The sequence below is a fragment of the Rhodoferax sp. genome, assembly GCF_010365055.1.
Taxonomy (GTDB): Bacteria; Pseudomonadota; Gammaproteobacteria; order Burkholderiales; family Burkholderiaceae_C; genus Rhodoferax.
This window is the reverse complement of sequence record NZ_JAAFHA010000007.1, coordinates 22,224-48,135: the sequence shown is the minus strand read 5'-3', so window position 1 is coordinate 48,135 and position 25,912 is coordinate 22,224. Positions and strand designations below refer to the sequence as shown.

Genomic DNA, 25,912 nt, shown 5'->3' with positions numbered 1-25,912 from the left:
CGGTAAATATTTTTTGATGACTTGCCTAGTTTTCATTACCGTCAGAATTACCGACAAAAAGTTTCGCTTGCCGTCAATAGGTGTCGATAGATTTAGTGATATAAACATATATAAATCAATTGGTTAAGTTACTTTTCCGATAGTCCGCGAAAGCTACCGAAAGACCTAAAATCATTCCCACTCAATGGTGGCAGGGGGCTTGCTCGACACGTCATAAGTCACGCGGTTGATGCCGCGCACCTCGTTGATGATGCGGCTCGACACTTTTTTCAGCAGCGCATAAGGCAACTCGGCCCAGTCGGCGGTCATGAAGTCACTGGTCTGCACCGCGCGCAGGGCGACCACATAGTCGTAGGTGCGGCCGTCACCCATGACGCCGACACTCTTGACCGGCAAGAACACCGTGAAAGCCTGGCTGGTGAGGTCGTACCAGCTCTTGCCCGATACCTCGTCGATAAAGTTGTGCAGTTCGTCGATAAAGATGGCATCGGCCCGGCGCAGCAAGTCGGCGTATTCCTTCTTGACCTCGCCCAGAATCCGCACCCCCAAACCGGGGCCGGGAAACGGATGCCGGTACACCATGTGATAGGGCAAACCGAGCGCCACGCCGAGCTCGCGCACTTCGTCCTTGAACAACTCGCGCAGGGGTTCGAGCAGCTTGAGGCCGAGTTGCTCTGGCAAGCCACCCACGTTGTGGTGACTCTTGATGACGACCGCTTTTTTATTCTTGGCACCGCCGGACTCGATCACGTCCGGGTAAATCGTGCCTTGCGCCAACCAGGCGACGTGGCGCGACTGGTCGCCCTTGAGCTTGGCGGCCTCGGCCTTGAACACTTCGACAAATTCACGGCCAATGATCTTGCGTTTGGCTTCCGGCTCGCTCACGCCTGCGAGCTGGCCCAGGAACTGGTCGGCGGCATCGACGCGAATCACCTTGGCGTGCAGCTTGCCGACAAACATCTCCATCACCAGATCGCCCTCGTCGAGGCGCAACAGGCCGTGATCGACGAACACGCAGGTCAGTTGATCGCCAATGGCGCGGTGAATCAGGGCCGCGGCGACGGAGGAATCAACCCCGCCGGAGAGTCCCAAAATCACTTCTTCGGTGCCGACCTGGGCGCGGATCTGTTCCACCGCTTCGCTGATGTAGTCGCCCATGATCCAGTCAGCCCGGGCGCCGCAGATATCGAGCACAAAACGTTCCAGAATCGCCGCGCCGCGCTTGGTGTGCGTCACCTCGGGGTGAAACTGCACGCCGTAAAAATGCCGCACTTCATCGGCCATGCCAGCGATCGGGCAACTGGAAGTAGAGGCCATCAGCTTGAAGCCGTGCGGCAACTCGGTGACTTTGTCACCGTGGCTCATCCAGACCTGCAGCATGCCGTGGCCCTCAGGCGTCTTGTAGTCCTGAATGCCCTCTAACAAGGCGGTGTGACCATGCGCGCGTACATCGGCCGGACCAAACTCGCGCTGGTGCCCGCTGGTGACAATGCCGCCCAACTGGTGCGCCATGGTCTGCATGCCGTAGCAAATGCCCAGCACCGGTACGCCCAGTTCAAACACCGCAGGCGGCGCTTTGTCGGTCGAGTCTTCATAGACGCTGGCGTGGCTGCCCGACAGGATGATGCCCTTGAGCTTGCCATCACGGGCATAGGCGCGCACCCAGTCGTCGGTGACGTCACAGGGATGCACTTCGCAAAACACATGGGCCTCGCGGATGCGTCGTGCGATGAGCTGGGTGACCTGCGAGCCAAAGTCAAGAATGAGGATTTTTTGATGCATATCTCTAATCAGTTGAGGACAGAGCTTGTTCGCTTCGCGTAACGGCGGTCTGTCCCGCAATTACTCGGCTCTGTAGTTCGGTGCTTCTTTGGTAATCTGCACGTCGTGGACATGGCTTTCGCGGATACCGGCGGTGGTGATTTCCACAAACTCGGCCTTGTTTTGCATCTCTTCAAGCGTGGCGCAACCGCAGTAGCCCATGCTGGCGCGCAAGCCACCGGCCATTTGGTACACGATAGAGACCATGGTGCCCTTGTAGGGCACGCGGCCTTCAATGCCTTCGGGCACCAGCTTGTCGGCGTTCGGGTTGCCAGTTGGAGACTCCTGAAAATAGCGGTCCGCACTGCCCTGTTGCATGGCACCGATGGAGCCCATGCCGCGGTAGGTCTTATAGCTGCGGCCCTGAAACAGAATCACTTCACCGGGTGCCTCTTCGGTGCCCGCGAACATGCCACCCATCATGACGGTGCTGGCCCCCGCGGCAATGGCTTTGGAGATGTCGCCACTGAAGCGAATGCCGCCGTCGGCAATCAGCGGCACGCCAGTGCCTCTGAGCGCCAAGGCCACGCTGTCAATCGCCATGATTTGCGGCACGCCCACCCCCGCCACGATGCGGGTGGTGCAGATGGAGCCTGGACCAATGCCGACTTTGACCGCGTCCGCGCCGGCCTCGACCAGCGCCAGCGCTGCGGCACCGGTCGCAATGTTGCCGCCAATCACATCAACGTGCGGAAAGTTCTTCTTGACCCAGCGCACCCGGTCGAGCACGCCTTTGCTGTGACCATGCGCGGTGTCCACCACGATGGCATCAACCCCCGCACGCGCCAGGGCCTCTACACGCTCTTCGGTGCCCTCGCCCACGCCAACGGCGGCGCCGACGCGCAGCTTGCCCTGGGCATCGCGCGCGGCGTTGGGGAAACTGGTTTGCTTGGTGATGTCCTTGACGGTGATCAGTCCCTTGAGCTCAAAGGCGTCGTTCACCACCAGCAGACGCTCAATCTTGTATTGGTTCAGCAACACCTTCGCCTGTGTGATGGTGGTGCCGTCAGGCACGGTGATCAACTTGTCGCGCGGCGTCATGATCTGGCTCACGGGCAGGTCGTAACGGGTCTCGAAGCGCAGATCACGCCCCGTCACCAGACCGACCACCTTGCCGCCGTCACAGACCGGAAAACCGGAGACACCGAGTTGCGCCGACAGGTCCATCACCTGGCGCACGGTGTGCTGCGGCGTGATAACCACCGGGTCGCGCAGCACGCCGGACTCATAGCGTTTCACCTTGGCCACTTGCGCCGCCTGCTCCTGCGCCGTCATGTTTTTGTGGACGATGCCAATGCCACCCTCTTGCGCGATGGCAATGGCAAGACGCGACTCGGTCACCGTGTCCATGGCAGCAGAGACCAAGGGCAGGTTGAGCGCAATATTGCGGGTGAAAAGGGTGGCGAGAGAAGTGTCCTTGGGTAGGACTTGGGAGTACGCTGGCACCAACAAGACATCGTCGAAGGTGAGCGCTTTGCCGATAAGGCGCATGGTCAAGGCTCCAAATGGCGGATTGTACCCGCGCCACTGGCGCGTCTCGCAGTCGCAGCGGCTGGCGCAAACGTCATTTATGCGGGTAAGCCCCCGCCAGACGCACCGGCTGCGCGCTAAACTTCAGCCATGAAAAATATCCGGCAAATCTTGATTCTTCTTGCATGCCTGGTTTCGCTGGCAGCGTCAGCGCAGTGGCAGTGGACTGACAAGGATGGACGCAAGGTGTTCAGCGACCGCGCACCTCCCTCCGACGTCTTGGAGAAGAATATTTTGAAACGTCCGGGCATGGGCGGCAGAGCCCCGGCGACTGCAGATACCTCCCCGCCTGCGCTGGCGCCCGCCACCGCAGCCACGGCGGCGCGAATGGCGGCCAGTGCGCCCAAACTCAGCGGCATCGACAAAGAGCTGGCTGACAAGAAGAAGAAAGCAGAAGAAGCGCAGGCCGCCCAACGCCAAGCCGAGCAAGAGAGGGTTGTGAAAGCCAAAGTTGAAAACTGCGCGCGCGCCAAACAAGCCAAAGCCAATTTTGATTCCGGCGTGCGAGTCAGCCGCGTCAACGAAAAAGGCGAACGCGAGGTGCTTGATGACGCTGCCCGCGCCATCGAGGTGAAGCGTATTCAGGCCATCGTGACTTCTGACTGCCAATAGCCAGATCAAGAGGCAGCATGGGTCGCCAACTCAGTAGCCTGCCTTGGCCCCTGCTCGTCTCTTGACGAAGAGCCCGGCGCTGCGAGCGCCCTGGCTGGCAAAGCGCTCCCGGCGCGCCACCTTGGGGTCCACGCTGAGCGAGCGATAAATCTCGACCCGATCATTGTCTTGGAGCACTTGAGTCAGACTTGCCTTATGACCCCACACGCCCAGCACCAGGGTCAATGGATCAAGCACCGGGAAAAGTTGTAACAACCCACTCGTCTGCAAGGCCTGTAACACCGTAGTGCCTGCGCTCAGTTGCAGCACGACCTCGCGCACATCGCGGGCGGCCGGCGAATAGACCACCGTGATTTGAAGGCGAGCCTCACTCGCCATAGACTTGTTTGGCCCGCTTGACGAAAGCGTCCACCATACTGGCCGCGATCTTGTCAAACACCGGGCCTACCAGTTTTCCCAGCGTGGCGTTGTCAAATCCGTAGTGCAGTGTCAACTCCACCCGGCAAGCCCGTTGGGAATCATCGCCAATAGGCACAAAATTCCACTCACCATCCAGTCTTGAAAACGGGCCGTTTACCAACTGGATGGCCACCTGTCGATCCGGCACATGCGTGTTGCGCGTGGTGAAGGTCTGACGGATGCCGCTGAAAGAAATGCCAATCTCCGCGGTCATGCCGGCCTCGTCACCCGTGACGACGCGCGCGCGATCACACCAGGGTAAAAATTTTGGATATTGATCCACGTCGGTCACCAGCACATACATCTCGGCCCGGCTGTACCAGATGAGGACGGACTTGGTGACGGTTTTCATAGTGGGGTGGTGGTCTGCCGGCCAGGAGATTACAGGTGGGTCCAGGCTTGGCTCAGGCCATGCTCATTTGCAGGGCCTGCTTCAGATCGGCCTGCAGATCGGCGACTGCCTCCAGACCGACCGAAAAGCGCACCAGGGTGCCTTGCTTCAGGTAGGGCGGCCAGGCGTTGCGCATCGATGCCAGCTCATAAGGCATGACCAGGCTCATGGGCCCGCCCCAGCTGTAGCCCAGCCGGAACAGCTTGAGCGCGTTGCAAAACGCATCGATCTGGTCCTGGCTGAATTTGGAGTCAAAAATAATACTGAACAGGCCCGCCGCGCCGCCCGGCCCCCCCTGACACAGCGCGAGCCAATGTCCATGCCCAGGCGAGTCGATGAGCGCAGGATGCAGCACTTGCACACATTCGCTGCGGGTCTGGCACCAGCGCGCCAGTACGCGTGAGGTTTCGTCGTGTGCCCGGTAGCGCAGCGCCATGCTGGGCAGTGCCCGCAACACCGCTTCGGCATCGTTGGCGCCCACGCCCAGCCCCAGGCGCATGTGGGTAAGCTTGAGCTTCATGTGCAGTGAAGCGTCACGGGTGATGACGCTGCCCATCAGCACGTCGCCGCCACCGCTGGGGTATTTTGTCAGCGCGTGCACCGAGATATCAACGCCCAGGGCGGGGCTGGCGCCGGGCGTCAGGTCAAACGGCGCAAAGGCCAGCCCGGCGCCCCAGGTGTTGTCCAGGGCCGTCAGCACACCACGGGCCTGACACAGGCGCACCAGTTCGCGCAGATCCGGAAACTCCAGCGTGACGGAGCCCGCCGCTTCCAGCCAGACCAGGCGCGTGCGCGGGCCGATTTTGGCCGCTAGGTCCTGCGGATTCATCGGGTCATAGGTTTGGTGCGTGATGCCCCAGGTCTTGAGTTCGCCCTCGGCCAAAACTTTGTTGGGGCCATAAGCGTTGTCTGGCAAGAGCACTTCGTCACCGGTACGCAGCAGCGACAGGGCCACATTGGCGATAGCCGCCAACCCACTGGGCAGCAGCAGGCATTGCAGGCCGCCCTCCAACGTGCACAGACGCTCTTCCAGCATGTAAGTGGTGGGCGTGCCATGCAGACCGTAGGTGTAGGCGGTCTTGTCCTTCCACTCAAAGTTGCGCATCGCCGCCACATTGGGAAAGATGACCGTAGAGGCCTTGAACACGCCCGGTTGCGGCGCGGCAAAGCCTGCAGGCGGCACGTAGGCGTGGTGAATCAGCGTGGTGGTGAGGTCGGCCATGGTCAGTTCCGCTACGTCAGGTGAACTGTTAAACGCTCCACTTTTCGATCAACTGCTCCGGGCGCAAGGCGTCATAGCCCTCAAAAGGCTGGTGAATCCAGGGATTGGTGGGTAGGAACTCCACCGAATAATCGGGCGTGAAGGTGGACAAGCCCTTGGTCCAGATCACCGCGCTGCGTAACTCGGTGATGGGTCTGTAATTGGTCTTGAGCTGGTTGATGACGGCCTTGAGCGTCTGCCCTGAATCTGCCAGGTCATCCACCAGCAGCACTTTGCCGGCAATTTCGCCTTTGGGAGTGGTGATGAAGCGCGCAATGTCCAGGTCCCCCTGCACGGTACCGGTATCCGCGCGATAAGAGCTTGTGGACATGATGGCCAGCGGCTTGCTAAAAATGCGCGACAGGATGTCACCAGGACGCATGCCGCCGCGGGCCAGACACAAAATGGTGTCGAACGGCCAGTTTGATTGATGAATCTTGATGGCCAGCTTTTCGATCAGGTTGTGGTACTCGTCATAGCTCACGTACAGGTGCTTGCCGTCTTCAGTCAACATGAATTTAATCCTAAATTAATAGCTTACTACGTATATAACACGGGGGCTAGAGGTCAATTTTGCCTAAGTTATTTGACAATTGCCATCTGACAGAGTCAATCCGCCAGATAGGGATGACGCATCAGGATGGTCTGTTCACGGTCAGGCCCGGTGGACACCATGTGAATCGGCACGCCGGTGATCTGCTCAATGCGTTGCAAATACAGGCGCGCGTTGGTTGGCAGTTTGTCAAACTGGGTGACGCCCACGGTGTTGTCGCTCCAGCCGGCAATTGTTTCGTAAACCGGTGTGCAGCGCTCAATGTCATCAGCGCCCATCGGCAGGATATCCGTCAATTCACCATCAAGCTGGTAACCCGTGCAGAGCTTGAGTTCTTTCAGGCCATCGAGCACATCGAGCTTGGTGATGCACAGCCCCGTCAAGCCGTTGACCTGGGCTGAACGCTTTAGCAAGGCCGCATCGAACCAGCCGCAGCGCCGGCTGCGGCCGGTGGTGACGCCGGTTTCAGCGCCAACGGTGCTCATGTGGTAACCCGGAGTGCCCTTGACTTCCCAGTCCAGTTCGGTCGGAAACGGACCGCCACCGACACGGGTGCAATAGGCCTTCGTGATGCCGAGGACGTAATGCAACATGCCCGGGCCGACACCGGAACCGGCCGCCGCATTGCCCGCCACACAGTTGCTCGATGTCACGTAGGGGTAGGTGCCGTGATCGACGTCCAACAGCGTGCCTTGCGCACCTTCAAACAACAAGTTGGCACCTTTGAGATGGGCCTCATTGAGTTCGCGCGACACGTCAGCCATCATCGGTTTGAGCTGCTCGGCATGCCGCATGGCTTCGTCAAACACCGGTTGAAACAGTACTTTGCCGTCTGCCATGTATGGCGCCAGCGTGGCGCCAAAATCAAACGCGACAGAACCGAGATAGCTGGTGAGCACATGGTTGTGCAAGTCCAGCAACTCGTGCAGCTTGCGCGCGAAACGTTCCGGGAACTTGAGGTCTTGCACGCGCAGGGCGCGCCGCGCAATTTTGTCCTCGTAGGCCGGGCCAATACCACGCCCGGTGGTGCCGATCTTGGCCTGGCCACCTTGCTCGCGCGCCGCTTCACGCGCGACATCGAGCGCAGCATGAAACGGCAAAATCAGTGGACAGGCTTCACTGATGCGCAGGCGTGAACGCAGTTCAACCCCCGCCTTCTCCAGCGCCTCGATTTCTTCGAACAGCTTGGCCGCCGACAGCACCACACCATTGCCGATGTAGCACTTGACGCCCGCACGCATGATGCCGCTGGGCACCAGATGCAGCGCGGTCTTGACGCCGTGGATCACCAAGGTGTGGCCGGCGTTGTGGCCGCCCTGAAAACGCACCACCCCTTGCGCACTTTCGGTCAGCCAGTCGACCAGCTTGCCCTTGCCCTCGTCGCCCCACTGGGTGCCCACGACCACGACATTACGTCCTTTGGTTGCTATCATTTCTTTGCTTTCGTTTCAGTTGTTCTTAAATAGGTGTCACGGTCCATTGCCCGCTGCGCGAGATCAACTCGCGATCGCAATGGAACTCATCAACTTCACTTTCATGGCCTGGCAAGGCACAGACTACGGTCTCGCCTTGCGCACGCAAGGACGTGATGGCCCGCGCTAAGTCAGCGGCATCCGGCCACGGTGCACGGATCGCCGCGCGCAAGGGCCGCGCTGGCAGCACGCCGACCAGGGCCTTGACGTCCAGGCTGAATCCCGCAGCCGGGCGATTACGGCCAAACACCGCACCGACCTCGTCATAGCGGCCACCGCGAACCAAGGCATCACTGGCGCCAGCCGCGTAAATTGAAAACCGAGTGCCCGTGTAGTAGGCATAACCGCGCAGATCAGCCAGATCAAAGCTGACCTTGGCGCCGTCGAGTTGACCCGCCAGCCACTTTAAGTTTGATAGCGCCTCACGCACAGCGGGCAAGGGCTGGAGTGCTTTTTCAGCCTCAAGCAGCACCTTTTCATCGCCGTAGAGTTGCATCAATGCCAACAGGCCTTGACGCGACGGCGCTGGAAAACTCTTGGTCAAGACGGCCAATTCGCTGGCATCCTTGGCTGCCAGTGCGGCGTAAATTTGCTCAGCTTGGACACCTTGGAGCGGCACGCCCTTGAGCAGCGCGTGCACGATGCGTGCATCGGCCAGATCCACGCTGGGCGATGCCACCTTGACCACTTTGAGGCAGTCCAGTGCCAACGTCAATATCTCAAGATCAGCCTCCAACCCGGCATGACCGTAGATCTCAGCGCCGAATTGCAGCGGCTCCCGACTGGCATGGGGTGCGCCAGGGCGTGTGTGCAATACCGGGCCGCAGTAGCACAAACGCGTCACGCCCGGACGATTCAGGAGGTGGGCGTCGATGCGGGCGACTTGCGGTGTGCTGTCCGCCCGCAAGCCCATCATGCGACCGGAGAGCTGGTCGACCAATTTGAAAGTTTGCAGGTCCAGCGCCGCGCCAGCGCCGGTGAGCAGCGATTCAAGATGCTCCAGCAGGGGCGGCATCACCAATTCATAGCCATAGCAACGCGCGGTATCCAGCAGGTTGCGACGAAGTTCTTCGATGTGCCGCGCTTCAGACGGCAAGACATCGGCAATGTGATCCGGCAGGACCCAAGCAGACATGTGATTTTGGGGAGCTGTTAAAAAGGTGATTTTACCGGGCTATGGGACCAGAATCGGTCACAGCAGCCAGCAAATGAGCAGTGCACCGGAGAATAGGGTGCATAAGCCGAAAAAACGCAGCTGGCCGTCGCTCAATTGAAGAATCTGCAGAAACATCTGGCGCCAGCGTGCCGGAGATACAAACGGAAAAAAGCCCTCGATCACCAGAACGAGGGCCATGGCCAGCCAGAAAGTGTCAGCATTCAAACTGGCTTCTTCTTATCTCACTTCTTGCCTGCTGCGGGGGCGGCATTGCCACGGAAGTCTTTGAAAAACTCAGAGCTGGCAGGGTCGACCACCATCACATCGCTCTTCTTGTTGAAACTCGCTTTGTAGGCATCCAGACTGCGATAGAACTTCGCAAACTGCGGATCGCGCCCAAACGATTCTGCGTAGACGCCGGCAGCCTCGGCATCGCCCTCGCCCTTGATCTTCTGCGCGTCACGATAAGCGTTGGCCACCGTGATTTCGCGCTGACGATCGGCGTCGGCGCGAATCTTTTCACCCTCGGCCGCGCCGGTTGAACGCAATTCATTGGCCACCCGTTTACGCTCGGCTTCCATGCGCCGGTAAACTGATTCGGTAATCGCATCAACGTAGTCGACACGTGTGATGCGCACATCGATCACATCCACACCCCAGGGTTTGGCACCACGCACCTCAGCGAGCACCTGGCTCTTGACATCTGTCATCAATGCCTCGCGCTTGTCTGACAGCAATTCCTTCACAGTGCGTTTGTTGATTTCTTCCTGAAAGGCATTGCGCACGACACGATTAAGCTGACTGGCGCCAGCCGATTCGTTCGTGCCAACATTTCGGATGTATTCAGTCGGCTCTGAAATGCGCCAGCGCACATACCAATCAATCACAACGCGCTGCTTCTCCGCCGTCAGCATAGGTTCGTTGTCGGTGCTGTCCAGGGTCAACAAGCGCTTGTCAATGTACGAAACATTTTGAAAGGGTGGCGGCAGCTTGAAGTTAAGACCCGGCTCGGTAATGACTTCCTTGATCTGCCCCAAGGCGTACAAGATACCGAACTGCCGCTGATCCACAACAAACAGCATCGAACTGGCAAGCGCCAGCGCCACCAGAAAAGTGGAAAAAATAAGGCCTAGTCTGTTCATGCGGAGCTCCTAGCGGGTATCACGTTCACGGGAACGGGCAGCATCCCGGGCACGCGCATCAAGGGTAGGAACGGCTGACGAGTTCCCTGGTACGGTCACAGGCACCGCCGACACAGCTGCATCGGCGCCCTGCCCCGTCATCTGGACGATCTTGTCGAGTGGCAGGTACAGCAAGTTGGAACCCTGTCGCGAGTCAATCATGACCTTGGTGACGCTGCTGTATATCTGCTGCATGGTGTCCACATACATGCGGTCGCGTGTGACCTGTGGTGCTTTTTGATACTCCGTCAGGACTGAGCGGAAACGCTGCGCGTCACCTTGTGCCTGCGCCACAATTCTTGCCTTGTATGCATCCGCCTCCTCCTTCAGTCGTGAGGCAGAACCGATGGCCCGTGGCACCACGTCGTTGGCATAAGCTTGGGCTTCATTCTTGGCCCGTTCGCGCTCTTGGCCGGCTTTGAGCACATCATCAAAAGCGGCCTGCACCTGCTCAGGTGGACGTACACCCCCTTGCTGCAAGTTGATGCCAACTACTTCAATGCCGACCTTATACCGGTCGAGAATATTCTGCATCATGGCGCGCACGCGCGGCGCGATCTGGTCGCGCTCTTCAGACAAGGCACTGTCCATGCGCATTTTGCCAACCACTTCACGCACCGAAGTCTCCGCTGCCTGGACCACGGCTGCAGTCGGATCCTTGCTTTCAAACAGGAAGGCGCGTGCATCATTGAGTCGGTACTGGACTGCAAATTTGATTTCGACAATGTTTTCATCTTGGGTCAACATCGCAGACTCTCGCAGGCCGGTGGCCTTGATGATCGTGTCGCGCCCGACATCCACCGAGCGAATCTGGGTCACAAAAACCAGTTCATGCCGTTGAATCGGGTAAGGCAGACGCCAATTAAAGCCGGCGCCTACCGAAGATCGGTATTTGCCAAACTGGGTGATCACCGCTTGCTGACCTTCTTGCACAATGAAGAAGCCGGTTCCCAGCCAGATCAGCAGTACCACGCCAACAATCAAGCCAACGCCTATCCCGGCGCTCTTCATGTCAGGCTGAAAACCGCCACCGGAGCCATTGCCCCCCATGCCGCCACCCGCACCGCCACGGATCGGGTTTTTCACATTGCCAAACAAGCCGCCCAATTTACGATTGAAATCGCGCCACAACTCGTCGAGGTCTGGCGGGCCCTGGTTAGGGCCGCGCTTCTGACCGCGCTGGTTGTCATTTCTGGGAGGCGTATCGGGTGCTTTGGTGTCTTGGCGTTCTGGCTCGGCGCCGGGGTCGCCCGCGTCCGTCGGTTTGTCATCACCGCGCCCCCATCTGGGGTCATTCAGATTAAACATCCCCCGAATTCGCTCAGGCCAAAGGGCCCAGCGCAAGGTGTGTGAATGAAGTTTCATCTCAAAGTTCTCTCGAGTATCGTTAACCCATTGTGACCAATTCACCGGCCACCTCATGACATTCAGGGAATTACGCAGCACCGGTTTCCGGCAAGGCGCCCATGCTCGCCGTGCGCGCCAGCTGCTGGCGCAGCGTGGCAACACCCTCACCATTTTTGGCACTCAAAAATACACGCGGCGTTGGCACCCCGTTCAAATCAAAAATATCTTCCAGCTGCCATGGACGCTGTGCCGGGTCAATGGCGTCAAGCTTGTTGAAAACCAATATCTGCGGAATATCAGCTGCGCCAATTTCACCCAGCACACGCTGCACCTCGGCTATTTGCTCCAGAAATTGAGGACTGGCGGCATCGACCACATGCAGCAGCAAGTCAGCATCGACCGCCTCTTGTAGTGTCGCCTGAAATGCATCAATCAGACCGTGCGGCAGGTCCCTGATGAACCCCACGGTGTCTGACAGCGACACTGAACGTCCGGCCTCACCCAGATACAACTGACGCGTGGTGGTATCAAGGGTCGCAAACAGCTGATCTGCCGTGTACGCCCTGGCCTTGACCAAGGCATTGAACAGTGTGGACTTTCCGGCGTTGGTGTACCCGACCAGGGAAATGTTGAAGGCATCACGGCGCTCGCGCTGCCGCCTTTGCGTCTGCCGCTGTTTCTTGACCTTGAGCAAACGCTCTTTGATCTTCTTGATGTTGTCGCCAATCATCCGGCGATCCAGTTCGATCTGACTCTCACCGGGCCCACCGCGCATGCCAATGCCGCCGCTCTGACGTTCAAGATGCGACCAGCGGCGCACCAAGCGTGTGCTCAGGTATTGCATTCGTGCCAATTCGACCTGAAGCTTACCTTCGTGACTGCGCGCCCTCTGGCCAAATATCTCAAGAATCAGCAGCGTGCGATCGTTCACCGGCAGCTCAAGATGACGTTCGAGGTTGCGCTGCTGCGCCGGGCTCAGACTCTGGTCAAAAAGCACCTCAACCGAGCCAGACTGGGTGGCCAGCAATTTGATTTCGTCGGCTTTGCCACTGCCCACAAACAAGGCAGCATCGGGCGCTTTGCGTTTGCAGGTGATCCGGGCGACCGGGTTCAGTCCTGCCGTCTGCGCCAGCAAGCCCAGCTCGGCGAGCTCAGAATCAAAATTGGGGTGTCCGAAATCGACCCCGACCAGCAGGGTCGGGGCAGACTGACGATCAGGCGGCTGCAGGTTCGTCACCCTCACCGGTTGAGAAATTCACAGCACGCCCCGGCACGATGGTGGAAATCGCGTGTTTGTAAACCATTTGCGTGACCGTGTTGCGCAGCAACACGACATACTGGTCAAAAGATTCAATCTGACCTTGCAGCTTGATTCCGTTGACCAGATAGATGGAAACAGGTACATGTTCTCGACGCAATGCATTGAGAAAAGGGTCCTGGAGTAACTGACCTTTGTTGCTCACGATATTCTCCGTGTTCAAAAATTAAAGAAGTATTGACGATAACACAGCAAGTCGCTACCGCTGGACGGAAAACCATAAACCCACAATGAATTGGGCTCCGCTTGTCTGCTCCGCGAGCAGACGAAGACCGAATCTGGGTTCGTAGAAAGACAGCCCGACCTGCCAGTATTTAAGCGGAGGCTCTGTCTGCGTAGGGATTGCTTGATGATTTGAACTCGATGCGCATCGGTGTGCCGACCAGGTCAAATTCTTTGCGGAAACGTCCTTCCAGAAAACGCTTATAGGCATCGGTCACATGCTCCAGCGAATTACCATGAATGATAATCACCGGCGGGTTCATGCCGCCCTGGTGGGCGTAGCGCAGCTTCGGGCGAAACATGCCTGAACGTTTGGGGCTTTGAAACTGAACCGCCTCCAACAACAGACGCGTCAATATCGGTGTCGACATTTTGCAGTTGGCCGCCTTATAGGCTTGTGCAATAGACGCCCAAAGCGGCCCCAGCCCTTGCCTTTTTGTGGCCGATATCAAGTGCATGGTGGCAAATTTCAAGAACGGCAAACGGGTCTCAATTGAGCGTTTGACAAGTTCGCGCTGGTATTCATCCACTGCATCCCATTTATTCACCGCGAGCACCACTGCCCGGCCATTTTCAAGAATGTAGCCGGCAATATGAGCGTCCTGATCTGTCACGCCCTGCGTGGCATCAATTAACAACAATACAACGTTGGATGACTCAATGGCTTGCAGGGTTTTGACGACCGAGAATTTCTCAATGGCCTCGAATACTTTCCCCCGACGCCGCAGGCCGGCGGTATCCACCAGTTCAAACTTTTGGCCATTGCGCTCAAAGGGCACAGAAATCGCATCCCGCGTTGTCCCTGGCAAATCAAATGCCACCAGGCGCTCTTCGCCCAGCCAGGTATTGATCAAGGTTGACTTGCCGACATTGGGGCGACCGGCCACGGCCAACTTGATGACACCAGGGTCGTGTTGCTCATCAGCGTCGTCCACTTCTTCCAAATGAAGCGGCGCCAGGGCCAAATCCACCAGCGTGCGAATACCCTGGCCGTGCGCCGCAGAGACCGCATGGACCTCACCAAGACCCAACTCAAAGAATTCAACCAACTGGGCGCCTGCCAGCAGGCCCTCGGCCTTGTTGGCCGCCAGCACACAGGGCTTGCCAAGGCGGCGAAGATACTTGGCGATCTCATGGTCTTGCGCCGAAATACCTTCCCGCGCATCCACAACAAAAATCACCACATCGGCTTCGGCCACGGCCTGCGTTGTCTGCTTTGCCATTTCCTTAAAGATGCCGCTGGCAGCATCGGGCTCGAAACCACCGGTGTCGATGACAATGAACTCGTGCTTGCCCTGCTTCGCGTTCCCGTAATGACGGTCACGCGTCAGTCCGGCGAAATCCGCCACGATGGCGTCCCGCGACTTGGTCAGCCGGTTAAACAGGGTCGATTTGCCCACATTGGGGCGGCCGACCAGGGCCAATACAGGTTTCATTTTATGGAATCCGACCGCTACTAACTACCCAGTCACTCAGGCACAAAACCGAAAACGCCACCACTGCGAGTGACGACGACTAGCGTGCCCGCAGCCAGCACCGGTGCAGCAACCACGGCTGAACCATCGGTCGCGACGCGCGTCAGGGCAGAGCCGTCTTCACGGGAGAGCAAATGAACAAGGCCCGCATCGTCGCCCACAGCAACCGAACGCCCCACAACCAGCGGGGCCGTCAGACTGCGATAGCGCAGACGTTCAGACACCCAGACACGCTCACCGTCGATACGTCGCCACGCCATGACTTTGCCGTCACTTTCAACGCCGTAGACTTGTTTGTCATCCCCATGAATGCCCACATGACCCAACGCTGGCTTGGTCCAAACCAAGGTGCCACGTGATGCATTGACACATCCAACTGCCGCCTGGAAGGCACGCGCGCAAACCACATCGCCATCGCGACTGACACGTCCCACCAAATCTACCAACCTCTCAATATCGTTGGTGCCGCGCGGTGAGGCAATGGGGGCTTCCCACAGAATGGCGCCATTCGCGGGACTGATACCGACCAGTCGTCCCGACAAGCCAGCCACCAGCGTATCGCCCACGGCCAGCAAGACACCTGCTTGACGCAGCACCAAGGACTCGCTGGGGCGTTGCTGAACCCAGAGTTTGCGCCCCGACAGACCATCAAAAGCCGTAATCGAACGATCAGCGGCCAAAATAAAGACGCGCCCGCCCGCCACCAGCGGTGCCGTAAAGCCTTGGGCCGATAGCTTTTGACGCCAAATCTCACGTCCACCATCCAACGTGACCAACTCGTTTCCACGCGTCACCACGGCGGCAAATTTGCCATCGCTTCCCACGCCCGCTGCGATTTGGCTACCGATATTCGTGCGCCATAGGTCTGCGCCCGTGCGAGCGTCGAATGAGGCCACAACGCCATCCGAACTGGCCACCGCCACGGCGCCGTCGTCAACTTTGACATCCAGCGGGAAGTCGACGACCCCCACTTTCGAGGTCCATGCCAGGCGTACGCCCAACAGACCCGCGTTGGGCGCCAACTCGGCTGGTTTGGGTTTATCTGGCGTGCTTGAACAACCGATGAGTGAACCCACCATGACTGTGCATGCGGCGAACTTGGCGGCCGCAGTCAATAGAACATCAAACTTCACTTTGTCCCTTCCGATATCGGTGCGTTAGCCACAGGCCCAGCGTCAGCATTTGTCGACCCCGCTGCAGGACTGCCCGCGAAAGGATCAACCCCGAGCGAGTTCAATTTGACTTCCACCAAGCGCCGGTACTCGGTACGCTGATCAAAACTCTTGAACGCCTTTTCGTATTCCGCAATCGCCTCTTGCTTCTTGCCTTGCAGCAACAGGATGTCACCTTTGCGATCTGCCACCAGTGCTTCGAAGCTGGCCGGGAAAGATCCACTCAGTTGTGTCAATGCCTCGTCAAAAGCTTTTGAGTCCATCAACAAGCCGGCGAGTCGCAACTTTGCAACGGCTTGATAGCCGGGATCCGAACTCTTGTCCACGACCCAAGTCAATGCCGACTTGGCCGCATCCACATTGCCCACATCGTAATAATGCTTGGCGACCAGAAGCCCGGCTTGATGCGCATAAGTGGTTGCTGCAAAGCGGTCTTTCATGTCCGCAAAAGCCCGGTCAATTTTTGCGGCATCTGCCGCCGTCACGACACGCTCGACTTCGTCAAACATGGCAGCTGCCTGCGTGGCCTGACTGCGCTGCCAATACTGGTAGAAATTCCAGCTGGCAAACGCGCCCAACACCACAATCAGAGCCCAGGTAATCGCATTACCGTAGGACTTCCAAAAATGCTTGAGTTCATCAAGTTGCTCTTGTTCTTCGAGATCTAATTGTTTTGCCATGAGATATTTTGGTTAAGCCTGTGATTGTAGGGTGGATGACCAGCCCAGCACGTCTGTCAACGATTGGCTGACTTGCGCGCCACTGCCATCACGCAGTGATTTAACTGTGACCAGGTTCTTGGCCATTTCATCGGCACCAAAAATAAGTGCAAACCGCGCGCCACTGCCATCAGCGCGCTTGAATTGGGATTTCATGCTGCCCATCCCGTCACCCGAGCTGGTGTGCATCTGAACGCTGACTCCTGCCGTCCGCAGCGTTTGCAGTGTCCGCAGTACCACAGGCAGAGCCTCAACATCAGGCACGATGGCATAGGCATCGAGCGGTGGCAGGACACAGCCCAAGCCCTGTTCCCGGATTAGCTCAAGCACCCGATCAACGCCTAGAGCCCAGCCGACCGCCGGTGCAGGCTTGCCGCCCAGTTGCTCGATCAAATAGTCATAGCGACCACCGGCACATACCGTTCCCTGGGAACCCAGGCGATCGGTCGTGAATTCGAATACCGTGAGGTTGTAGTAATCCATGCCGCGAACCAGGCGTGGATTGACAATGTAGGCAACGCCGTTGGCATCCAAAATGGTCTTCAATGTATTGAAGTGGGCGAGTGACGCCTCGCCCAAGAAGTCAAGCGGGCTGGGTGCCGACTCGACCACGGCTTGCATGGCCGGGTTTTTCGTGTCGAGAATCCGAAGCGGGTTGCTGTAGAGGCGGCGCCTGGCATCTTCATCGAGCACATCCGCGTGGCGCTCAAAGTGGTCAATCAACGCTTGCCGGTGCGCAAGGCGCTCGTGCGGCTGACCCAGACTGTTGAGTTCGAGTTGAACGTCTATCAAACCCAAATCCCTCCACAGCGCCACGGCCAGCAAAATTAGTTCTGCATCCACCTCGGGGCCAGAGAACCCAAGAGCCTCGGCGCCAATTTGATCAAACTGCCGATAGCGACCACGTTGGGGTCGCTCATGGCGAAACATCGGGCCGATGTAATACAGCCGCTTTCCGCCGTCGTAAAGCATGGAATGCTCCACCACTGCACGCACCACACCGGCAGTTGCTTCAGGTCGTAGCGTCAACAGATCCCCATTGAGACTGTCCTCGAAGGAATACATCTCTTTTTCGACGATATCAGTGACTTCACCCAAGCCGCGAATGAACAGTGGCGTGCGCTCCACAATGGGCGTGCGAATGTTGCGGTACGCGTAGCACGCCATCAAGGCCCGCACCTTGGCTTCCAGCCACTCGACAGCAGCAGAATCTGGTGGCAACACATCGTTCATGCCCTTGATGGCCGTCAACTTCTCTGATTTCGCTGTAATCTCTTTATTACTCATGGGTTCAATCAAGACGATTCAGTTGCGGTTTGCACACCAAATCGCTTTTCAACATAGGTCTCAACTATCTGTTGAAATTCTTGGGCAATAGCGTCGCCGCGCAAGGTCAGGCGCTTTTCTCCATCAATGAAGACCGGCGCGGCAGGGGCTTCCCCCGTACCGGGCAAACTGATGCCAATGTCGGCTTGCTTGCTTTCCCCCGGTCCATTCACGATACAACCCATGACCGCCACCTTGAGCTTTTCCACGCCCGGATATTTGTCACGCCAGACGGGCATTTGGGCCCGCAGATAGCCTTCAATCTGCTGTGTGAGTTCCTGAAACGTCGTGCTGGTGGTGCGGCCACAACCAGGACAGGCCGTGACACTGGGGACAAATGACCGGAGCTCCAGCGCCTGCAAAATCTCAGCCGCAATCACGACTTCCTGCGTTCGGGATTCGCCCGGCTGCGGCGTCAAGGACACGCGAATGGTGTCGCCGATGCCCTCCTGCAATAAAATGGAAAGCGCGGTGGCAGAGGCCACGGCACCTTTGGTGCCCATGCCAGCTTCGGTCAAACCCAAATGAAGCGGGTAGTCGCAGCGTTTGGCCAGTTCACGGTAAACGGAAATCAGATCCTGTACCCCACTGACCTTGCACGACAGGATGATCTGGCTTGCATCCATGCCCATGTTGACGGCATGTCGGGCCGACTCGACCGCGGACGTAATCAAGGCTTCATACATCACCGGCTTGGCACCCCAGGGCTCGGGACGACGACTGTTCTCGTCCATCAGGCTCGCCAGCAACTCCTGATCCAGGCTACCCCAGTTCACGCCGATACGAATCGGCTTGTCCCAGCGCATCGCTGCTTCTATCATTAGCCCAAATTGCCTGTCGCGCTTGTCGCCCTTGCCGACGTTGCCTGGGTTGATCCGGTACTTGGACAAGGCCTGCGCGCAGGCTGGATAGTCAGTCAGCAGTCGGTGGCCGTTGTAATGAAAATCGCCAATCAGGGGAACATCAATTTCCATGCGGTCAAGTTGCTCGCGAATGTGCGGCACGGCCTGCGCTGCTTCGGGCGTATTGACAGTCAGACGGACCATTTCAGAACCGGCGCGCACCAACTCCTTGACCTGAATCGCTGTGCCAATGACATCGACGGTGTCGGTGTTGGTCATGGATTGAATCCGCACTGGAGCGTCACCGCCGACGGTGATCACCCGTGAATTCCAGACGACCCTCGCCTGACGGGATTGCCGCGCTTTGGGTGCGGCAGATTCAATGGGTAATTTAAATTGCACTACTTCACCTCAAAACGAGCGACATTATTTTTTGCAATGGCCGTCAAATCAAAAGACTTGCCGCGCACTTGAACGTCGGTGGCATCAGCCCGACCAACCACCACCGACAACGGCAAAGCCCCGGAAGCACCAACTACTTCGCGATCACTCAGCGTCTGGCGCACCTGAACGACCCCGCTGGCATCAATCACCTCTATCCATGAGGAACCTCGAGCCGTGAAGATAAGCAGGCCAGTTTTTGCACCCGAGCCTGGTACGATGTCGGTCGACAGCGGGGTAGCAGATACTGGCGATGGATCGGAAGGCGCAGCGATGTCTGGAATCGGGGCCGACGGAGATTCCGAGCCGGATGGAATCAAACTGTCTGCCAGACCTGATGCGGCAGCGTCAGCGGGCATCGCCTCTTCAGTGGGCGGTGAATCTGGCGTTGAAAATCGCACAGTCGTGACAGCCGTCGTGGATTGCAGCGCACCAGCGACTTCGGTGCGAGGGATAAAAGGAAACAAAACAAGTGCCGCGATGCCCATCAATAACGCCAGCACGGCAAGAACAAATGGCTTAGAGAGTTGATGCCAAAACGGCAAGCCCAGGCCATCACTCGAAGGACGGAATGGTGTATTGATTCCAGACTCATCGGTTTTAAGTAGCGGCGCCGCCGACCGTGGCAGTTTTTCCAGGATCGGTGCCGCATCAACGTGCAATGTGCGACAAATGCTGGCTGCCAAGGCGCGGACAAAGACGATATCTGGCAACAAATCAAGGCGGTCAGCTTCAAGGGCTTCAAGTTTGCCCACCGGAACCTTGAGAGCAACAGCCAATGCACCAATGTGCAAGCCTTGCGCCTCGCGCGCCGTTCGTAGCATCGCACCAGCCGACACTGGCACGAATGCATCAGGGGCATCGATCGCATCTTCAGTGACAGGCAAAACACTCTCACTCATCAAAGGCACTCCGCTGATAGGAAGACGCTTCACGAGACTGCGGAAAACGTTTCTGTAGTTGCGTACCAAGTTGCAGCATGGCGTCGCGATTGTTCATGCGTTGCTCTACCTTGACCCCCAGCCACAGTGACTCCGCATTGGCCAATTCACTGTTGTTGAGACGTCGCACGTAGAACTGAGCACGAACAAAATCACCGCGCTGAAACAGCAATTTGGCCAAGTTGTAAGCCGTAATCGGGTTGCCCGCATCAAACTCATAGGACTTCAAAAGGCTAAGCTCTGCGTCGGCGGTCTGCCCTGCCCCGATCTGACACAAGCCTTGCGCCATCAAGGTCTTGGCTCGCTCCCCATATTGCGGATTTGAAAGCGCCTGCGAAAACATAAGCATCGATTCAGGGTATCTCGCCTGCTGGCATAACAACCAACCGAGGTTATGCACGACATTTGAATTCTGTGGATTGATACTTAGCGCCTTCCTGAAACTCTCCTCTGCAAACCGGAAATCATTAAGCCTCATGTAGATCAGACCACGCAAGTTGTAGGCTTCACCGAAAGTCGGATCCGCGGTGATGGACTGTTTCAGTTCATCGAGTGCGATCGTTGTTTGACCCTGTTCAAAATAGCCGACCGCAAGTTCCAGCCGAATACGAGCGCGCCTGCGGGCGTCCGGCTCATCCGAAGCAGTCATCATCTCGACCCCACTGCCTGTTGGGCCAACACCCGCCATTTTTGAAGCGCAGCCCGAAATACTGGCCAACCCAGTGACAAGCAAACAAGCGTAGAACAGGCGCTTGCCAATTTGAACCCATCCTGAATTATTCATTGACACGCTTCAGTTCTCCTTGACCTGATTGCTAAATTCTGACACCGGCTTGAGCATGAAGGTGCGTTGTCGCGCAATACGCTCGCCGACACGGGTACGGTCTTTCACTTCACCGGCCAGTTGTCCGCATGCAGCGTCTATGTCATCGCCGCGCGTCTTGCGTATGGTGGTCACGATACCTGCGTCGCTCAAAATTTTGGCAAAGGCCAGAATGCGCTGCGGTGTCGATCGCGTTAACCCAGAGGCAGGGAACGGGTTAAAGGGAATCAAATTGAACTTGCACCAAACACCACCGCTTGAATAATGGTGAACCAGTCTTACCAACTGCTGGGCATGTTCTGGCAGGTCGTTCACCTCCTGCAACATGCAATATTCAAAGGTAATGAAGTCGCGCGGCGCGTGAGCGAGATAACGATTGCAGGCATTCAACAACTCGGCCAGCGAGTATTTCTTGTTGAGCGGCACCAAGTCGTCGCGCAACAGATCATTGGGCGCGTGCAGGGACACGGCCAGTGCGACCGGACAGTCCTGGGCTAAACGATCCATCATCGGGACCACACCCGAAGTGGAAACTGTCACCCGCCGACGGGACAGACCATAGCCATGATCATCGAGCATGGCGCGCAATGCCGGCACCAACTCAGAGTAATTCTGCAGGGGTTCACCCATCCCCATCATGACAACGTTGGAGATGACCCGATCATCGCGCTGCAAGTGCTTGCGCAAATAATGCTCCGCAAACCAGAGTTGCGCAATGATTTCACCGGTCTTAAGGTTCCGGCTAAAGCCCTGGTGTCCTGTAGAGCAAAAGCGGCAGCCCATGGCACACCCGGCCTGCGACGAAATGCACAGCGTGCCGCGATCTTCTTCAGGAATAAAAACGGCCTCAACTGCATCGCCGCCACCGACGTCGAACAACCATTTGATCGTGCCGTCTGACGAGATGTGCTGGGAAATGATATTTGGCGCCTTCACCTGAGCGCAGACTTTCAGCTTCTCGCGCAAGGACTTGGCAAGATCGCTCATATCATCAAAGTTGGAGGCACCTTTTTGATGAATCCAGCGAAACAACTGGACGGCGCGGTAGCGCTTCTCACCCAGCCGTTCGCAAAAAACAGCCAACCCATCAAGGTCGTAATCAAGCAGATTGGCCGTCATTGACTGATTTACCGGCTGTAAACATTCATGCCGGGAAAGAAGAACGCGATTTCCACGGCGGCGGTTTCAGCGGCATCAGAGCCATGCACCGCATTCGCATCAATGCTGTCGGCAAAATCTGCGCGAATGGTGCCAGGGGCCGCCTTCTTAGGGTCAGTCGCACCCATCAGGTCACGGTTCTTCAGCACAGCGTTCTCGCCTTCAAGCGCCTGAATCATGACCGGGCCTGAGATCATGAAGTCAACCAAATCCTTGAAAAAAGGACGGTCTTTATGCACGGCGTAAAACGCTTGCGCCTCACGCGCCGACAAATGCGCCATTTTGGCGGCGACCACCTTCAAACCGGCGGCTTCAAAGCGGGCGTAAATTTGACCAATCACATTTTTGGCCACTGCGTCCGGTTTGATGATGGAAAGCGTACGTTCGATAGTCATGATTGTTTTCCTGAACTTGAGTAGGAGATTGTGCCCACCGGGCAAAGCCGATCATTTTAGCCTAGCGGCCCCGTCCACCGCGACGTTGACCGCCGCCAGAACCATTGCCACCGCCCCGTTGCCCCAGATCCTGTCGTTGCCGGGTAAAACTGTCGGCGCCGATATAGCCAAAAGCCGTCTTCATTGGATCGGGTTGACTGGCACCCGCTTGACGGTCCCCGGTCTGTCCTTGTTTACTCCGAGGCTGCCCCGAACCCTGTGAAAAACCTGCGCCACCCCTGGGCGAACCGCCCGCTGGCGCAGTGCGTTGGCCGTTTCCAGAGCTGCGCGCACCATTGCCACGGTTGCCCCGGCGCCGGTTTCCTGACCCAGGGACTTGCTCGGGGCCGTCACGACGCGAAGTCTCGACGCCGCCCTCAGCCGCCGCATTCCCCTGCACGCTGGAACTTCGCGGCCCCGCGGCCTGCATCAGTGACTTGATATCGCCCTCATCGAGCTCCATCCAGGCACCCCGTTTGAGGCCGCGCGGCAGCATCATGGCGCCATAACGAATTCGGATCAATCGGCTCACCGCGTGCCCAACTGCTTCAAACATGCGGCGCACCTCGCGGTTCCGCCCCTCAGCGATTGTGACCCGGTACCAACAGTTGGCGCCCTCGCCGCCGCCCGCTTCAATCGAGCCGAATTGGGCAACTCCATCGTCCAACTTGACACCGTCAAGCAAACGTTGCTTCTCTTCCTTGTTCAATGCCCCCAACACCCTGACGGCGTATTCCCGCTCCAGGCCAAAGCGGGGATGCATCAGGTTGTTGGCCAAATCCCCCGAACTGGTGAACAGCAGCAAGCCTTCGGTATTGAGATCGAGCCGTCCAACCGATTGCCACTTGCCCTGAAACAATTTGGGCAATCGGCGAAACACGGTCGGGCGATTCTGCGGATCGTCATGGGTGACCACTTCTCCAACCGGCTTGTGGTACGCGATCACCCGTGCCGGTGGCGCATCAATTCGAAACCTGATCGGCTTGCCGTTGACCTTCACGTGATCCCCAAACTGGATGCGTTGCCCGATGTGCGCGGGCTCATTGTTGACGGTAATGCGCCCTTCCATGATCAGCTGTTCCATTTCGAGGCGCGACCCCATCCCCGCTTGGGCCAAGACCTTGTGCAACTTGGGTGTCTCAGCCAAGGGTGCCAGCACCCGCTTTAGAACAGCGGTGTCTACGCCCTCTTCTTCGGCGTCAAACTGCCCGGACACCACATCTTCAAAGCGAATTTCCGCAGTCATCGGCATGGGCTTGAGTTGACCCGCAAATGAGGACTGCGGGTCTGGTTTTGCCTTGGGCTCCTCCCCAAGGCTCGCCTGGGCTGTTGCCGTGATATTTGTTTCCACAATCGGCTTATCAGCTTGCTGATAAGCGTCCGCGTTGGCTTCGGTTGGCCCATCAGAGTTGTCTACGGTCATGGTTCTGTCCTGTTCAAGAAAAATAATTCACCATCAGCACTTAGGTCGCCCGTCGCGATGGCTTGCAGCGCAAGCCCCTCGTCAGTCACGCCCTCGTCGAGCGGCGGCGGCATATCCAGTTCAGATTGCGCGCCAGCGCCACCCGACGGGAGCGTAGCGATCGCGTCCGTACGCTGCTCCGATGTATCGAGCAAGGGCAACTGGTCCAGGGATGCAAGCCCCAAATCATCGAGAAAGAGTTTGGTCGTCGCAAAAAGTGCGGGTCGCCCAATGGTTTCCCGATGACCAATGACCTCAATCCAGCCCCTGTCTTCAAGCTGTTTGATGAGCAGAGAATTCACCGTGACACCCCTGACATCTTCGATGTCCCCGCGAGTTACCGGTTGCCGATAGGCAATGATCGCCAGCGTTTCGAGCGTGGCGCGGGTGTAGCGCGGCGGCTTTTCCGGGTGCAACCGCTCGAGAAACTCGCGCATTTCAGGCCGACTCTGAAAACGCCAGCCGCTTGCCACGTTGACCAGTTCAACCCCGCGCTGAGCCCAGTCTTGCTGGAGTTCTTGCAGCAAGACTTTGAGCGTGTCAAAACCCAAGCGATCATCAAACAGCACGCGCATATCGCGCAACTGCAAAGGATGGGGCGTACAAATCAGGGCGGTTTCCAGGATGCGCTTGGCAGCCACCGTATTCATGGTCTTGCGACTCCGGCAATGGCACCCTCAAGGTGCAAAATTAGTAGGATTCATGGGGCGCAGCAGGTAGATTGACAAATCTACCGCGCATTCCCTGGCGGCTGGCCTGGGCGTTGGTCTTTCACACCATTATGTTTGATTGTAACGGAGGCCCCAGTTTACCAAAGCAAGCTCCAAATCCACGGGCAAGCTGGCCTGAAAAACCATCGGCTCCAACGTCACCGGGTGGGCAAAACCCAGTCGGCAAGCATGCAGAGCCTGCCGTTGCATACCCGCGACGACGCGTCCCCCATACAGCACATCGGCGACCAATGGGTGGCCGATCATTGCCATATGAACGCGAATCTGATGAGTTCGACCTGTATGTAAGGTACAACGCACCCAGCATCCCTGATCGCAATTTTGAAGCAGCCCAACATCGGTTCTGGCCAGTTTGCCAGGATTTTTGAACAAATCCACCGCCGCCATCCGCAAGCGGTTGCGCGGATCCCGGCCGATCGGCGCGTCGATTTCAATCCGACGATTAGCCACCCAGGGCCCATGCGCCAACGCCACATACTGGCGGCTGACCTCACGCGCGGCGATGGATCGAATCAAGGCGTCCATCACCGGGCGCGTCCGGGCCACCACCATTAATCCGCTGGTATCTTTGTCCAGCCGATGCACAATCCCGGCGCGCGGCAAGTTCATGGCCCTCGCGTCGTAAGCCAGCAAGCCGTTGAGCAGTGTTCCGCTCCAGTTACCGGGCGCGGGGTGAACCACCAGACCCGCCGGCTTGTTGATCACCAGCAGGTGCTCATCTTCATACACCACGCTCAAAGCCATGGCTTCTGGCTTGAACGCCTGACTTTGGGGCGTGGGTCGCAATTCAATCATTCCAACGTCTGCCGCCCTGACCCGCGTTGACGGCTTGGTCATCACGATCCCATTGAGCGTGACGCCCTCCAAGTCGATCAATTGCTGCAAGTAGCTGCGCGAGAATTCTGGCACCAACTCAACCAGCGCCCGATCAAGCCGCTGTCCATGTTGGGCTGGACCAAAAGACAGTTGACGCAACTCGACGTCAGGCCCGGAGTCGGCCCGGTCTTCGGGTTCGTCGTCATCAAGCCCGCCCGATATAATCAATTCGGTCATTTTCAAGAAAGT

At 57.8% G+C, this 25,912-nt stretch carries 26 protein-coding genes; 1 reads left to right on the top strand and 25 read right to left on the bottom strand.

The features are described 5' to 3' along the window. Positions 1–171: 171 nt before the first annotated feature. Together guaA and guaB are read right to left on the bottom strand one after the other, a co-directional pair. On the bottom strand, positions 172–1,782 hold the full coding sequence (guaA, locus tag GZ093_RS03485; RefSeq protein ID WP_296482163.1) for a glutamine-hydrolyzing GMP synthase: 1,611 nt from the start codon (positions 1,780–1,782) through the stop codon (positions 172–174). 60 nt (positions 1,783–1,842) lie between these two features. After that, complete coding sequence (gene guaB, locus GZ093_RS03480) at positions 1,843–3,312, bottom strand: IMP dehydrogenase (protein WP_296482160.1); 1,470 nt, start codon at positions 3,310–3,312, stop codon at positions 1,843–1,845. 129 nt (positions 3,313–3,441) lie between these two features. Here guaB and GZ093_RS03475 point away from each other — a divergent pair, with 129 nt between their 5' ends. Continuing rightward, complete coding sequence (locus GZ093_RS03475) at positions 3,442–3,963, top strand: DUF4124 domain-containing protein (RefSeq protein WP_296482157.1); 522 nt, start codon at positions 3,442–3,444, stop codon at positions 3,961–3,963. 30 nt (positions 3,964–3,993) lie between these two features. On the opposite strand, the gene GZ093_RS03470 is transcribed toward GZ093_RS03475, so the two are convergent. From GZ093_RS03470 to GZ093_RS03360, 23 genes are all read right to left on the bottom strand, one after another. Further along, a complete protein-coding gene (locus GZ093_RS03470) occupies positions 3,994–4,341 on the bottom strand; it encodes an RnfH family protein (protein ID WP_296482155.1) in 348 nt (115 codons plus the stop codon). After that, on the bottom strand, positions 4,331–4,774 hold the full coding sequence (locus tag GZ093_RS03465; protein WP_296482152.1) for a type II toxin-antitoxin system RatA family toxin: 444 nt from the start codon (positions 4,772–4,774) through the stop codon (positions 4,331–4,333). Before GZ093_RS03465 ends, GZ093_RS03470 begins: the two co-directional genes overlap by 11 nt. Before the next feature lie 52 nt (positions 4,775–4,826). Then, positions 4,827–6,035, bottom strand: a complete 1,209-nt coding sequence (locus GZ093_RS03460; RefSeq protein ID WP_296482149.1) for a PLP-dependent transferase — start codon at positions 6,033–6,035, stop codon at positions 4,827–4,829. A gap of 28 nt (positions 6,036–6,063) precedes the next feature. Next, entirely contained in the window at positions 6,064–6,588 is a 525-nt protein-coding gene (locus GZ093_RS03455) for a phosphoribosyltransferase (RefSeq protein ID WP_296482147.1), read from the bottom strand. Between the two features lie 95 nt (positions 6,589–6,683). Beyond that, positions 6,684–8,060 (bottom strand): adenylosuccinate synthase, encoded by a 1,377-nt coding sequence (locus GZ093_RS03450; protein ID WP_296482145.1) that lies wholly within the window; start codon positions 8,058–8,060, stop codon positions 6,684–6,686. Between the two features lie 25 nt (positions 8,061–8,085). Further along, entirely contained in the window at positions 8,086–9,234 is a 1,149-nt protein-coding gene (locus GZ093_RS03445) for an ATP phosphoribosyltransferase regulatory subunit (protein ID WP_296482142.1), read from the bottom strand. A gap of 57 nt (positions 9,235–9,291) precedes the next feature. Then, positions 9,292–9,480: a DUF2065 domain-containing protein gene (locus GZ093_RS03440; RefSeq protein ID WP_296482139.1), complete on the bottom strand. Its 189-nt coding sequence runs from the start codon at positions 9,478–9,480 to the stop codon at positions 9,292–9,294. A gap of 17 nt (positions 9,481–9,497) precedes the next feature. Further along, positions 9,498–10,397, bottom strand: coding sequence for a protease modulator HflC (gene hflC, locus GZ093_RS03435; protein ID WP_296482136.1), 900 nt, complete (start codon positions 10,395–10,397; stop codon positions 9,498–9,500). A 9-nt stretch (positions 10,398–10,406) separates the two neighbouring features. Beyond that, complete coding sequence (gene hflK / locus GZ093_RS03430) at positions 10,407–11,801, bottom strand: FtsH protease activity modulator HflK (RefSeq protein ID WP_296482133.1); 1,395 nt, start codon at positions 11,799–11,801, stop codon at positions 10,407–10,409. Positions 11,802–11,871: 70 nt separating this feature from the next. Continuing rightward, entirely contained in the window at positions 11,872–13,020 is a 1,149-nt protein-coding gene (gene hflX / locus GZ093_RS03425; protein WP_296482130.1) for a GTPase HflX, read from the bottom strand. Further along, the gene (hfq, locus tag GZ093_RS03420) at positions 12,998–13,264 is read right to left on the bottom strand and encodes an RNA chaperone Hfq (RefSeq protein ID WP_084795487.1); all 267 of its coding nucleotides are present in this window, start codon (positions 13,262–13,264) and stop codon (positions 12,998–13,000) included. Before hfq ends, hflX begins: the two co-directional genes overlap by 23 nt. 151 nt (positions 13,265–13,415) lie before the next feature. After that, on the bottom strand, positions 13,416–14,759 hold the full coding sequence (gene der, locus GZ093_RS03415; protein WP_296482119.1) for a ribosome biogenesis GTPase Der: 1,344 nt from the start codon (positions 14,757–14,759) through the stop codon (positions 13,416–13,418). 32 nt (positions 14,760–14,791) lie between these two features. Continuing rightward, positions 14,792–15,931 carry an outer membrane protein assembly factor BamB gene (gene bamB, locus GZ093_RS03410; RefSeq protein ID WP_296482115.1) on the bottom strand — a complete coding sequence of 380 codons (1,140 nt, stop codon included), beginning with the start codon at positions 15,929–15,931 and terminating at the stop codon, positions 14,792–14,794. Next, positions 15,928–16,650 (bottom strand): tetratricopeptide repeat protein, encoded by a 723-nt coding sequence (locus tag GZ093_RS03405; protein ID WP_296482113.1) that lies wholly within the window; start codon positions 16,648–16,650, stop codon positions 15,928–15,930. Before GZ093_RS03405 ends, bamB begins: the two co-directional genes overlap by 4 nt. 12 nt (positions 16,651–16,662) lie before the next feature. Beyond that, a complete protein-coding gene (gene hisS / locus GZ093_RS03400) occupies positions 16,663–17,976 on the bottom strand; it encodes a histidine--tRNA ligase (RefSeq protein WP_296482112.1) in 1,314 nt (437 codons plus the stop codon). An 8-nt stretch (positions 17,977–17,984) separates the two neighbouring features. Further along, complete coding sequence (gene ispG / locus GZ093_RS03395; protein ID WP_296482110.1) at positions 17,985–19,259, bottom strand: flavodoxin-dependent (E)-4-hydroxy-3-methylbut-2-enyl-diphosphate synthase; 1,275 nt, start codon at positions 19,257–19,259, stop codon at positions 17,985–17,987. Next, positions 19,259–20,200, bottom strand: coding sequence for a helix-turn-helix domain-containing protein (locus GZ093_RS03390; RefSeq protein WP_296482109.1), 942 nt, complete (start codon positions 20,198–20,200; stop codon positions 19,259–19,261). Before GZ093_RS03390 ends, ispG begins: the two co-directional genes overlap by 1 nt. Then, positions 20,193–21,029: a type IV pilus biogenesis/stability protein PilW gene (pilW, locus tag GZ093_RS03385; RefSeq protein ID WP_296482107.1), complete on the bottom strand. Its 837-nt coding sequence runs from the start codon at positions 21,027–21,029 to the stop codon at positions 20,193–20,195. Before pilW ends, GZ093_RS03390 begins: the two co-directional genes overlap by 8 nt. A gap of 3 nt (positions 21,030–21,032) precedes the next feature. After that, positions 21,033–22,181, bottom strand: a complete 1,149-nt coding sequence (gene rlmN / locus GZ093_RS03380) for a 23S rRNA (adenine(2503)-C(2))-methyltransferase RlmN (RefSeq protein ID WP_296482103.1) — start codon at positions 22,179–22,181, stop codon at positions 21,033–21,035. Positions 22,182–22,189: 8 nt separating this feature from the next. Next, positions 22,190–22,615, bottom strand: coding sequence for a nucleoside-diphosphate kinase (gene ndk, locus GZ093_RS03375; RefSeq protein WP_296482098.1), 426 nt, complete (start codon positions 22,613–22,615; stop codon positions 22,190–22,192). Between the two features lie 61 nt (positions 22,616–22,676). After that, positions 22,677–24,077 carry a pseudouridine synthase gene (locus GZ093_RS03370; protein ID WP_296482095.1) on the bottom strand — a complete coding sequence of 467 codons (1,401 nt, stop codon included), beginning with the start codon at positions 24,075–24,077 and terminating at the stop codon, positions 22,677–22,679. Continuing rightward, positions 24,074–24,766 carry an SMC-Scp complex subunit ScpB gene (gene scpB, locus GZ093_RS03365; RefSeq protein ID WP_296482087.1) on the bottom strand — a complete coding sequence of 231 codons (693 nt, stop codon included), beginning with the start codon at positions 24,764–24,766 and terminating at the stop codon, positions 24,074–24,076. The genes GZ093_RS03370 and scpB overlap by 4 nt, the downstream gene beginning before the upstream one ends. Positions 24,767–24,895: 129 nt before the next feature. Beyond that, entirely contained in the window at positions 24,896–25,900 is a 1,005-nt protein-coding gene (locus tag GZ093_RS03360; RefSeq protein WP_296482084.1) for an RluA family pseudouridine synthase, read from the bottom strand. Positions 25,901–25,912: the final 12 nt, after the last annotated feature.